Raw genomic sequence first — 13,091 nt, forward strand, 5'->3', positions numbered from 1 at the left:
TTTAAATGGCGATAAAAAATAGGCGCTTAATGCGCCTATTTTTTACTGTTAAATTTATGCTTGATAGCCTGTTGGATTTTGTTTTTGCCAATTCCAACTGTCTGCCAACATATCTTCTAAAGTATATTTTGGCGTCCAACCTAATTCTATATTAGCTCGCAATGCATTAGCATAAAAACTCGGCAAATCACCAGCTCGTCGGCTTACAAATTCTGAATTTATACTGATATTATTTATTTTTTCAAAAGTACTCTTAATTTGTAGTACTGAAATAGGCTGACCAGTCCCAATATTCCAAGCACGACACCCTTGGCTTTTTATTCTATTTTCAACAGCTAAAACATGTGCTTTTGCTAAATCGACAACATGAATAAAATCTCTTTCACATGTTCCATCTTGAGTTGGGTAATCATTTCCAAAAATAGAAAGCTTTTCTCTACGACCTACAGCGACTTGAGTCAAATAAGGCATAAGATTATTTGGAATACCTGATGGATCTTCGCCAATACGACCGCTCTTATGCGCACCAACAGGATTAAAATAACGCAATAGTGCAATCGACCAGTGCTTATCCGCAATTGATAGTTTTTCCAATAATTGCTCAACGATTAGCTTGGTATGACCATAATTATTATTCGGTAGACCTAGTTGCATATCCTCCTGATAAGGGGAAGAATTGCTTTCTCCGTAAACTGTTGCAGATGAACTAAAAACTAAATTAAAGACACCCGCGCGTTGCATCGCTTGTACCAACTGTACAGATCCCGCAATATTATGATCAAAGTAAGTCAGTGGAATTTGTTGACTTTCACCCACTGCTTTTAAACCTGCAAAATGAATCACAGCATCGATTTTATTGCTTAAAAAAACTTGATCTAAATCTTTTTGATAGCGAATATCACCTTGAATAAATTTTAGTGTTTTTCCAGTCAACTCTTGGACACGCTTTAATGATTCTTCAGAGCTATTTGATAGATTGTCTAGAACAATAACCTCATGCCCAGCCTCTAGTAACTCCACACAAGTATGTGATCCAATATAACCCGCACCACCTGTTACTAAAATATTTGCCATAAATTTTTCCAGTATCTACTCTTTGCCCAGCAAGATCTTAATTAAACCTTGTGTTGAGGCATCCAGTTGAGATACGTCTTTTTCTTTACCATTGAGAATAGGAAGTAATTGATTGGCAATTTCTTTGCCTTTTTCAACGCCCCATTGATCAAATGGATTAATATTCCAAATGACTGATTGCACATATACTTTATGTTCATACAATGCGATCAGCATCCCTAAACTATAGGGGCTCAGTTCTTGTAACAACAATGTCGAACTTGGTTGGTTACCTTCATATTGCTTATATACAGGTAGGTCTGATAATTCATTGGCATTTAATGCTGTGTTACCAAAAGCCAATAATCGCGACTGTGCCAAACAATTGGATAAAGCCAAATGATGTTGCTCAATTAAGGATTCTGCACTTTCAGCATAGGTAAATTGATTCGAATTATAACGTTGCACCGGCGCAATAAAATCACAACTGACTGCGTGGGTTCCTTGATGCAAGAGCTGATAAAAAGCATGTTGTGCATTTGGACCCACTTCGCCCCAGACAATTGGGCAGGTTTTTAAATCAACTTTTTCATTATTTCTTTGAATCGACTTTCCATTCGACTCCATCTCAAGTTGCTGTAAATAAGAAGCAAAATATTTTAGACGACCATCATAAGGCAATACGGCATGAGTCTGAATATTTAAAAAATTATTATTCCAAACTCCAAGTAAACCCATCAATACAGGAATATTTTGTTCAAATGAGGATTTCTGAAAATGCTGATCAATTGCATAAGCGCCTGCGAGCAATTGCTTAAATCCATCAACACCAATCTGCAATGCAATTGGTAAACCAATACATGACCACAACGAGTAACGACCACCGACCCAATCCCAAAGTAAGAACTGGTTTTCTGTTGCAATTCCCCATTCTGTCATTTTCTCAGGCTTGGTTGAAACCCCAATAAAATGATGTTGGATCACACTGTTTTGCGTACCTAAATCTTTTTCTAACCACTGACGAACTGTTTGAGCATTAGATAAAGTATCAATGGTTCCAAAAGACTTGGACGAAATAATAAATAAGGTGGTTTCAGGGCGTAATTGATGTAGTAAATCAGAAAGCTGACTACCATCCATAGTTGAAACGAAATGTACTTTTAATGGTTTAGCAGTACTGACTTTATAGTCTGATAATGCATGACTCACCATCAATGGTCCCAAGTCAGAACCACCCACACCGATATTGACCACATCTTGAATCACTTCACCTGTAGAACCACGACATTGTCCTGCATGGACTTTATCGACAAGCTGATACATTCGATCTAATTGTTGATGTACCAATTCAGCCAGTTCAGGGTAATCTTGATCATGTTTCGGTAAGCGCAGTGCCCAATGCATTGCTGCTCGGTCTTCCGTATAATTGATCGATTCTTCGGTAAATAAACGTTTGATCCATTGTGTTAATTGTTTTGAATCTGCAAATTTAAACAAGGCATCACATGCATTTTGGTCAATGCGATGTTTACTATAATCAAAACTCAGTTGATTGAAATGTACTGAGAACTTGTCAAAACGCTGTGGATCTTGTTCAAATAAATCAGTTAAACGCAATTGCTGTTGTTGTGTAGCAAGATTTTGCAATCGTACTAAATGCTGCTCTCTTTGGTCATTGTCTAATATAGAATTTGTCATACTCGCCCTACACCTTGATAAGCAAAACCTTGTGCTTTGACGAAATCTGGATCTAACATATTACGACCATCGAGAATCAAAGGATGGGCCATTTTCTGTAAAAGTTGTGAATAATCAGGACTCCAATATTGTTTCCAAGCCGTTAATAAACACAATGCATGTGCATTTTCTACTGCTCGGTATTGATCATGACATAAAATCAAATCAGCGCGTTCGCCATAGAAATTGGCTACCCGCTGTAAGGCTTGTGGGTCGTGCAATTGAACAATCGCTCCTTGTGCCCAAAGTGCTGCAAGCATGGCATGAATCGGTGAGTTCTCAATACTCGAGGTATTTTCTTTAAAAGAAGCTCCCCAAATCGCCACAACTTTACCTGTTAACTGTCCTTGATAGTAATTCCACAGTTTTCTAAATAAAATTTCTTTTTGTTGTTCATTGATATTCCAAACCTGATCCAGCAATTGGCTTTTGATCCCTGAACCCGCCACTGTGCCAGTTAAGGTTAAAATATCATGGGAAAAATTTTCTCCACCAAAACCGACACCTGCAGATAAATATGATGCGCCAATTCGACTATCAGATGCTAATCCCTGCTTAACATTATGAATATCAATATTTAATTTTTCAGCGACTTGCGCCATATCATTCATATAACTGATGCGTGTTGCCAACATGCCTGAAATACTGAGCTTGGTAAATTCAGCATCTAAAAATGGCATAAACAAATATTGATGTTTTAACTGAAAAAAAGGTCTTAATAATTCTTTGATAATCTGCTGTGTCGCAGATTGATCTACACCAACAATCACTTGCTTTAAGTCAATAAAACTTTGAATCGCATTACCTTCTTGAATGGTGTCAGGCAAATAAGCCCAATGATCAGCCACTAAAATTTGTTTTAGTTCTTCAGTGCCCCGTAAACCGAATGTAGAACCATTGATCATCAGTCTTGGATGAATGATTGGAAAACGTTTTAATTCTTCAGCCAAGTGTTTGGCTTGATCAAATTCAGAAGGATTAAAACTAAATACAAAAACTTCACTTTGTAATTGAAGTTGTTTTAACCCCACCAATTGAATTGAATTGTTCTTAATCTGTTTTTGAATGAGTTGATTTAAATCTTCATCTTGATAGTGTACTGAGGATTGATGATCAGCGCCTACTTGGGGACACCAATACACGTGGTGCCCATATTCAGCAAACAAGCCAGCGAGTACGCCAGCTTGAAGTGTTGTGCCAAATACACAAATATTCATATCAGATCCAATTATTATAAATTCAATTCTTTGATAAGCTGTTTAAATTCTTCACCCAACTTAGGATGCTCCACAGCATAGTGTAATACTGCTTTTAAATAGCCAATTTTACTACCACAGTCGAAAGTCTGACCTTTCATACGATACGCTTCGACATTTTCTAATTTTTGTAATACAGCAATGGCATCAGTTAATTGGATTTCATTGCCCGCACCTTTGGGCGTTTGTTCTAATAACTGCATAATCTTAGCAGGCAGTACATAACGCCCCACCACAGATAAATTTGAAGGTGCACTACCAACTGCAGGCTTTTCGACAATCCCTTTCATCACAATACTTTCACCCTCAACAGGTGAAGCTGCAACATCTACAATACCATATTGATCCACAAGATGATCAGGAACAGCCTCTACCATAATTTGCGATGCTTTAGATGTATTAAAACGATGAATCATTCGCGCTAAATCATTTTCTGTACTATTTTCTTTCACCAAAACATCTGGTAATAACACAGCAAAGTCATCATTTCCAATCACAGATTTCGCACATAAAACAGCATGCCCTAAACCCAATGGTTGAGGTTGACGGACACTAACCACACTGACATGTTTTGGTAAAATTTCAGTAATTTCTTTGAGTAGATCAAATTTTTTCTTATTTTCTAAGGTTGTTTCAAGCTCAAAATTACGATCAAAATAGTTTTCTATGGATGCTTTTGAAGAATGCGTCACTAAAATAATTTGCTCAATTCCAGCAGCCATAGCTTCTTTAACAACATACTCAATTGCAGGTCGATCTACAATAGTCACCATTTCTTTAGGAATAGATTTGCTTGCTGGTAAGAAGCGTGTTCCTAATCCAGCAACAGGAAGAATGGCTTTTTTGATCATGATTTACTTTAACAACATTATTAACGATTGGTAGATTTGGTATCAGTCGTTTCCGAACCTGAAAAACGACTTGCACCAACTGCTTGGTCTGGTGAATCTATGCCTTCTTTTTTAAACATAACCTCAACTGTTTTAAACATAATTTTAAAATCGAGAAGCGTTGATTGTTTTTCAACATACTGTACATCTAAATCAAACTTTTCTTCCCAAGATAAATTATTACGTCCGCTCACCTGTGCCAGACCAGTCATACCCGGTTTAACATTATGGCGACGCAATTGATGGGAAGTATAATGTTCCACAAATTCAGAAAGCTGTGGCCGTGGCCCAACGATACTCATATCACCTATAAGAACATTAATTAGCTGCGGCATTTCATCTAAACTTGTTGAACGAAGTTTCTTTCCAAATGGCGTAATCCGTTGATCATCTGGTAAGGGCTGACCATCTTTATCAAAAGCATTTTTCATAGAACGAAATTTAATCATTCTAAACTGTTTACAATCTTTACCAGGTCGCTCTTGATAGAAAAAAATAGGAGAGCCTAAGTTCTTACGTACTTTATATGCCACAATTAGAAAAATTGGCGACAGTAATAAAAGTGCTATTGACGCAATAATGATATCAACAAGTCTTTTCATTTATCTCTTCTAAACCCATAATTTACAATATTTTTTATTGAAAATTCAAGATCAAACTAATTATCTGCACAACCTAATTTACCATAAAATCAGCATTAATTTATTGCAATATAAATAAAATAACACATTTCCCCCTGCTATCTTCAATGTTATACATTTAGGAATAAGATCTAGGTAAGCTAAAATCATTAGCTATGAATTATGAATATTGATACAGAATAGCGTTATTAATAAGTTAAATCACAACTTAAAAACATATCTAACTAATTAATATTCCATGAATTAAGTTCATCACCAAAGAAGATATCCTCTATCCAACCATCAATTGAGCACTTTTCATACAATTCATTATTAAGTGGTGCATATTCATTGAAGAAAAAATCTGCTTCTAATTTAATCTCATTACGATCAAATACAAAAATATTTTGAGGATTATAAAAAGGATAATTTTTAATTTCTATATTTGTTGTAATTAATTTTTTCCTAGCCCCAATCGTTTCAAAAGTACGCATTGTTAGACCAGATTGACCAGGATGACTAATATCAAGAACTACATTACATTTATCATAATATCGAATAATTTCTTCTGATGTTAGACTTTTAAAACTTAACTTTTTAAAATCAAACAATTTAAAACTTTGATCAAAATATTTTTTATAATAATATACTAATCTTCCTTGCATATAGTAATAATTAAAAGTAGTAAGTTTATTTTCCTTACACCATCCTGCAATTTGATTACTAATAATATAGCGATCAGAGTGTGCAGTGCCTAAAAACAATAAATCAATGGTTTTACTTGTTTTACTTTCATAAATTCCACGGTACCGATCTGTAAAATATAAAGGTCTAAATCCTATCTGATATTTTTCAGCATCCTTTCTATCAAAAGTAAATTTTTTATGAAAATATTCTAGAATTGATAAACCGTGACTATGATTTCCAAAACTATCCCAAGTATAAAATATACGCTGACACTTAGGTTGTAATTTTATGAATTTTTCTAAAAAAATTTTAGGAACAACCTCTCCACGATTAACAAATAAAAAGTCAAATTCTTCATTACCAATCGATTTCAAAATATTTTGATAGTATTTATTAATTCTTCTTTGTAAAAAATTTCTATTGACTCGAATCATTCCCTTGGTGAAATTATTATTTGCGGGTCTTTCATCAAAATAGGTAACTAGAGCACCGTGCTTCTCCAATTGTTTAATAATATCTTTTTCCATATTAAACGACTGTACACAAAAAAATAAGATTTTTTTCCCTTTTAGGTGCCCTAAGTTCTTCATTTATTTATACAATCCTTTCGCTTTCATTTCATCAATAGATCTTTGGTAGTTATCTTCTTGGATTTCTTGAGTATTTACCCAATCAGCGAATTTTTTCAATCCATCTTCAAACGAAACTTTAGGTTGAAAACCAAGAAGCTTATTAATTTTAGTCAAATCCGCATAATTATGACGAATATCGCCTAAACGGTAGTTACCTGAAACTTTGATAGAAACATTAATACCATAATTTTTAACTAATTCATTAGCAACTGTAAGTACATTTGTTGCTACACCTGTTCCGACATTAAAAACTTGGTTATTCGCTTCTTCTTTTTCAAGACCAAGAATAGTAGCATCAACTACATCGTTAATGTACACAAAATCACGGCTTTCTTTCCCATCTTCAAAAATGTTAATACTATTGCCATTTTTAATCTGAGTAGAAAAAATGGACAAAATTCCTGTATAAGGATTTTTAAGTGATTGGCCTGGTCCATAAACATTCTGATATCTAAATGCGACGCCAGCAATACCTATAGTTGGACAAACTGTAAGAACCATTTGCTCTTGATTTTGTTTAGTAATCCCATAAACAGAAGACGGATGAATCTTCGAGTCTTCATCAGTTGCAACTAAAGTAAGATCTGAAGAACCCGTGTATTTAACCTCAAAATCACCTTGATCCATAAAGTCAGCAGTTCTTTGAGTAGGGTATACAGGGCCTAACTCCTTACTAATATATTTACCTTCACCATAAATTGATCGCGAAGATGCAACTACTACTTTTTTAACACCATAATCACCATTTACAAGTAGATTAAGCATCAATGCTGTACCATTAATATTTACGTCTACATACTTTTCAACCTCATACATAGACTGCCCTGTACCAGTCTCAGCTGCATAATGTATTATTGCATCTTGCCCTTGTAGTGCCTTTTCCCAGTCGTCTTTAGAAGTAACTGTACCTTGAATAAATTTAACTTTATCTTTGATACTTAAATAAAGTGGCGATGTCTGAGTCGGGTTATCACCATGAATTTGTGGAGATAAGTTATCTAGCACTGTTACTGAATAACCTTTTGAAGCAAGCTTTAGAGCCAAATTTGACCCAATAAAGCCAGCTCCGCCAGTAATTAATACATTCTTAATTAACATATTTTTCCCATTTCTGAGTATCAAAATTGAATTGTTTAATAATTTTTGCAGGATTGCCAGCAATTACACAATAATCTGGAAAAGTGCCTCGCACAACTGAGTTAGTACCTACAATACATTGTTTACCTAAAATTGTACCTGCTTGTATAGCTGCACCTATTCCAATAAAACAATTTTCACCTATTAATGTTCTTCTCAAAATATGCTCCTGTTGTAAGACAGGCACATCTATTTCTTTATAATCATGGTCAATATTAGTGATAAAAGCATTAGCTAATATAGTTGTATTTTTACCAATTATAAGATTCCCATTACATGTAATATGTACATTTTGAGCAATACCAACATTATCCTGAATGTCTAATATCGAGTTTTTACCATGTACTTCAATGCGAACATGCGGATAAATACGAACTTTTTTACCTACCTTGATTTTATTAATACCAACAATGGATATAGGTTTACCTAAATAGCATGGAAATCCAGATTTTTTGAAAAAAAGGGAATAAAAAAAATAACGAGCAAACCAAAAAATCTTCATTTTAAAATCCGTCTTAGCGCAACAACAACTAACCTTCTATAGTACTTTAAAGAAGTATAAAGGTAATAAATAGTTAATTGAAAAAAATTCAAATAATTCAAATTATAAATATCTTTCAAATTCTTAATTTCACCATTATACATTTCTTTTAAGTTGCCAGATAAACCCGAATGACCATATAAAGGTTTAAAATCACCAGCTATTGCATAGCTTTTATTTAATATTGCCATTTTCCCAATTTTACTAAATCTAAGCCATAAATTTCCATCTTCCGTATACTTTTGGCTCTCATCATAATAGCCTGCTTTCTCAATCAACTCTTTTTTGAACAATGATGTAATCGTTGAAGGCGCCATTTTAATTAATAACCTATGCAAACTAACAATAATAATATCCTGTTGAACCTTATAAGGAAAACCTAATCTCATATTATTATGCAAGGTACCAATAAAATCCAAATCATATTGACTCATTATTTCTAACTGGTGTTTTAGTTTATTTGGAAGCCAAATATCGTCCGAATCAATAAGAGCAATAAGATCATATTTAGCAGCCTTAATTGCTCTATTTCGTGCAGTAGAAACACCTTTATTTTCTTGCTGGATTAAACCAATATCAAAATTATTATTTTCTATATAATATTTTACTATTTCAGCACAATTATCTTTAGAGCCATCATCTACTATAACGATCTCAAACTGATCTATTGGTAGTTGATAAACAATTGACTCCAAACACTTCAATATGGTTTTTTCGGCATTATACATAGGGATAATTACTGATACTTTCATTGATCAAATACCTTTTTCTTCCCAAAAAAATGTGTATGGTAAGAATGGTGACATATCATTAGGATCGATTATTAAAATATTTTTTATAAAAATTAATATTCCAAAAAAGCTTAAAATAATTAAAAAATAAATAACTTTTCGAATGAATATATATTCCATGAAATCAATATTATTTTTTATATACAAAATCATAGCATACATAAAAACACCTTGAAACCTTAAACCAGCATAAGTAAATTTAGACATTAGATATGACAACACTTCAAATAGAAAAATTACATGAATTAGTTTGGAGTATGACTTACTACAATAATGTAAAAAAACTCCATAGATTAACGACACTGTTATTAGTGGTGCTAAACCAGAAAATATACTAGGTGCAAACACTTCACTATAAGCATCTCTTTTACCAGCAACCCTGTCTGTTATTAAGCTAAATAGATCCGGACTTGCTAAAAAAGCTCCAACCATTAGTACAACAACAACAATAACATATCGTTTTCTTACCAGAGCACCCACAAAAGGTAAAATGACTAACAATGAAGAGTATTGAACACTAAAAGCAATCAATCCCCATATTGTCGCGGAACGATATTTTTTTCGGTATATTAAATCAACAGCTACAGTTGCCAAACTAAAACTTAAACCATACCGAATACCATTCATTGTAAAATCATAAAAAAATAATGGAAAAACTAATAAAGTAAATACCAGCATTTGTCGTTTAGATGCTGCATAAGTTTTACATAGGATAAATGTTGTTATCAATCCAATTGTAGCTAATGCAATTCGTGGCGATAATCCTATATATGTTAAAGTCTTTCCTAAAAACTCAAAACCTGGCTCATATTTTACTAAACTTTCACCATAATGCATATAATCATCTAATAAACCCAAATAATAATAAGTATCTGTTCCAACATTGCCTCTGAGAAAAAAAACCAATATAGCTGGAATTAATAAAACAAATATCTGCCATCCTTTCACTGACTTTAGATTACTAAAATATAAAATCAACGAAAACGATATAATATAAAAATATGGAAAAAGATAATAAATCATTATTTTTTATCTTTCCCATAAAACTCAATTACATCAGATATATTAATCAATCCTACAACCTTAATGGATTTATTTTTCTTAAATTTTTCAAGAATAATGCGTTTAAATTTTGCTTTCAATATCTCTAAAATAGCCAAAGAAAAAGATAATATATTTCTTAGACCTCCAATATCATGCCTATTAACTAGCTCGTAATGCTTTTCTTTTATAATAGGGGCAATAAATTTACGATTATGTATCCAAGCTTGAGCCATTAATCTATGCATATTAAATTTTTTAATTAATTCCTGTTCATTTAATTCCTCTAAAGCTTTTAAACCAGACTCTGCCCAGATTGTATTTACTGAATAATATAGAGGTATTTTGTCACTGAATTTATAATTGGGTCGATTCTTTAAATGAGGAATACCTTCTAGTCTACCTGAGTGAAGCCCTTTAAAATTATCCGCAGTAGTACTTTTAGCGCAGACGCCTGCTATCGAAAGTGGTTCATCAATAATATAATGATTCTTTGCAACACATGATACTGCTATTGATGAATATAAATCTGGGCTTAGCCCACCATAATAATGGCCAACTTTCTGCTTGATCTCTTCCATTAGACTACGTTTAACTAATCCATGATAAGTCTTAGGTAAAGGATATAATAAATATAATTGTAAACCATTTTCCAAAAGTTCATTGAGATGCTTTCGGAAATCAATCTTAGTAATCTTGCCAGTTGATGAAGGGCTTATCATCAATCCATTTGGATATTGGTCTAAAGCATGAGGCCAGTAATAAGTTAAAGCTTCCTTTGAACAAATTGAATCTATATCATTCTCTTTAGCCCATTGTGCAATTTCAATGGCTTTGGGAAGTATTGAATCATCATCCCCTATCAACATCACATAGTGACCAGTGGTTAACTCCATTGCACGATTGAAATTTTCTATCGAAGAAATATTATCTTCACCATGGTAAGTGTATTTAATAGCGATACTATCTAGTTCTTCAACAAATTTTTTTACTTCATCTGTTGCACTATTATCAGAAATTGCTATTTCAATCTCAGGATTTTTATATCTAAGAATAGACTTTATCGCTTCTATGCAATATTTTTCACGATTCTTTGTTGCAATTGCTACACTTATCAAAGGCTTCATTTAAGGATTTTTCCTTTAACCAATTCGTAAAATGATCTAACATCAATTATTGAATAATCTGGGTTTTTCATATTTTGAATTATAATATTAAATACAACACTTAAAACACCAATAAGTAAAGATTTACCAATAAACATATACTCACCATTGATATTGCTCAATATTGTCTCAATAAAAAGACCTATCATCACACTTATTGTTATTGGGACAAAAATATCCCAAATCAACCAATATGATACTTGTCCTTTCAAAAATTTATTAACACTATAGAATCCAACAAAGAGAAAACCTCCAATGTTTACAATCACCCAAGGAATGGCAGCGCCAATCATACCATAATGACTTATCGAATAGATCATAAACGGGATAATAACAATGAGTCCAACAATTCCAGTATACAAATTTATCTTAGTTGAACCATTTGCTAAAGCGAGGTAAAATGGGGTTAATTGCAAACATAGAAATAAACCACCAATGATTAATATCTTTACTACATAATCCACACTTTGCGCGATGCCAGCTTTACCAGTCCATAAAGTTACCAATGGTATCGAATACAATGCTATACAAAATACAATTGGTGCTGCAATTACAGTTATTAAAAACGAATATTTATGAAAGCTCTTTACTATAGAGTTTTGATCATCTTGAGATACGAACAATGCTAAAATAGGAAATACTGCAATGATAATTGGTGTTACAATCATTATTGGAAGTTGGGCTAACAAACTTGCAATTGAGTAATAACCAAAAAGTTCCATTGATAAATATTTACTAATTACAAGTTTATCGATTTGAATGTTGATACCCGAAATTAAAGCTATTCCCATCATTCCTACTGCATATTTAGAAATAGACTTTAATAGTTCTTTTGAAAAAAATGGATTTGAATTTGGTAATAAAATATGTATTTTCTTTCTAAAAATCAGTAATAGAATTACATTGCAAAAAATCTGCCACCAAAAATATATTTCTAATTTAGGCAGAAAGTATAGAGGCACTAATACCAAACCTGCCCTACAAGCACTCCAAATAATTTTAACTTTATTTGTTAAAACCTGATGTTGCAAACCATTTAACCCCCCCTCATACAATGTTGAGAAAAGTTGTAAAGTCACACCAAAACCTATTAAACGTAAAAAATAAGCCACTGTCTCTACAGGATAAATTTGTGATTTTAAAAAATGATTAGCAATATAGGGCGCAAAAATTATGACTAAAATTGTAAGTAACAAGCATATGCCAATATAGATCCTTTCAAAGGTATAAACTAAGTTGGCTTTTGTTTCAATACTGATATCTCTTGCTAATTCTCTTGTTAAAGTTGCTGTTAAGCCAGCATCAGCGAAGACTAACAATCCAAGTATTACTGTATAAAAATTAATTATTGCGTAGGACTCAATACCAAGTAAGTCAATGTATAAACGTACGAAAATAAATATGGATACAAAACTCCATAATTTACCTAGATAGTTTGCAATAATATTTTTAGTTACTTTATTCACTTAATGAAAACCTTTTAACCATACTGCAAAATCTCCTAAATGCAAAATTAAAAGATTCTAATCTAATGTTTTGA

Annotated in this window: 12 protein-coding genes; all 12 read right to left on the bottom strand. The window is 32.8% G+C overall.

Going from position 1 to position 13,091, the window contains the following annotated elements:
- Positions 1–54 precede the first annotated feature (54 nt).
- The 12 genes from galE to ACZ5QH_RS22270 all read right to left on the bottom strand — a co-directional run bounded on the left by galE (position 55) and on the right by ACZ5QH_RS22270 (position 13,017).
- The gene (gene galE / locus ACZ5QH_RS22215; protein ID WP_303577598.1) at positions 55–1,074 is read right to left on the bottom strand and encodes a UDP-glucose 4-epimerase GalE; all 1,020 of its coding nucleotides are present in this window, start codon (positions 1,072–1,074) and stop codon (positions 55–57) included.
- Between the two features lie 15 nt (positions 1,075–1,089).
- Positions 1,090–2,751: a glucose-6-phosphate isomerase gene (gene pgi, locus ACZ5QH_RS22220; protein ID WP_303577597.1), complete on the bottom strand. Its 1,662-nt coding sequence runs from the start codon at positions 2,749–2,751 to the stop codon at positions 1,090–1,092.
- The gene (locus ACZ5QH_RS22225) at positions 2,748–4,007 is read right to left on the bottom strand and encodes a nucleotide sugar dehydrogenase (RefSeq protein WP_303577596.1); all 1,260 of its coding nucleotides are present in this window, start codon (positions 4,005–4,007) and stop codon (positions 2,748–2,750) included. Before ACZ5QH_RS22225 ends, pgi begins: the two co-directional genes overlap by 4 nt.
- A gap of 14 nt (positions 4,008–4,021) precedes the next feature.
- Positions 4,022–4,897, bottom strand: a complete 876-nt coding sequence (galU, locus tag ACZ5QH_RS22230) for a UTP--glucose-1-phosphate uridylyltransferase GalU (RefSeq protein WP_303577595.1) — start codon at positions 4,895–4,897, stop codon at positions 4,022–4,024.
- A gap of 20 nt (positions 4,898–4,917) precedes the next feature.
- Positions 4,918–5,538: a sugar transferase gene (locus ACZ5QH_RS22235; RefSeq protein WP_303577594.1), complete on the bottom strand. Its 621-nt coding sequence runs from the start codon at positions 5,536–5,538 to the stop codon at positions 4,918–4,920.
- A gap of 263 nt (positions 5,539–5,801) precedes the next feature.
- A complete protein-coding gene (locus ACZ5QH_RS22240) occupies positions 5,802–6,833 on the bottom strand; it encodes a WaaS/CpsH family glycosyltransferase (RefSeq protein ID WP_419303355.1) in 1,032 nt (343 codons plus the stop codon).
- Entirely contained in the window at positions 6,834–7,973 is a 1,140-nt protein-coding gene (locus tag ACZ5QH_RS22245) for an NAD-dependent epimerase/dehydratase family protein (protein ID WP_303577592.1), read from the bottom strand.
- Positions 7,963–8,514 (bottom strand): acyltransferase, encoded by a 552-nt coding sequence (locus tag ACZ5QH_RS22250; RefSeq protein ID WP_303577591.1) that lies wholly within the window; start codon positions 8,512–8,514, stop codon positions 7,963–7,965. Before ACZ5QH_RS22250 ends, ACZ5QH_RS22245 begins: the two co-directional genes overlap by 11 nt.
- A complete protein-coding gene (locus ACZ5QH_RS22255) occupies positions 8,511–9,305 on the bottom strand; it encodes a glycosyltransferase family 2 protein (RefSeq protein WP_303577590.1) in 795 nt (264 codons plus the stop codon). Before ACZ5QH_RS22255 ends, ACZ5QH_RS22250 begins: the two co-directional genes overlap by 4 nt.
- 3 nt (positions 9,306–9,308) lie before the next feature.
- Positions 9,309–10,292 (bottom strand): EpsG family protein, encoded by a 984-nt coding sequence (locus ACZ5QH_RS22260; protein ID WP_303577589.1) that lies wholly within the window; start codon positions 10,290–10,292, stop codon positions 9,309–9,311.
- A gap of 74 nt (positions 10,293–10,366) precedes the next feature.
- Positions 10,367–11,512 carry a glycosyltransferase family 2 protein gene (locus tag ACZ5QH_RS22265; RefSeq protein ID WP_303577588.1) on the bottom strand — a complete coding sequence of 382 codons (1,146 nt, stop codon included), beginning with the start codon at positions 11,510–11,512 and terminating at the stop codon, positions 10,367–10,369.
- Positions 11,509–13,017, bottom strand: a complete 1,509-nt coding sequence (locus ACZ5QH_RS22270; protein WP_303577587.1) for a lipopolysaccharide biosynthesis protein — start codon at positions 13,015–13,017, stop codon at positions 11,509–11,511. The genes ACZ5QH_RS22265 and ACZ5QH_RS22270 overlap by 4 nt, the downstream gene beginning before the upstream one ends.
- Between the last annotated feature and the right edge of the window lie 74 nt (positions 13,018–13,091).

Source organism: Acinetobacter sp. Ac8 (assembly GCF_055392545.1).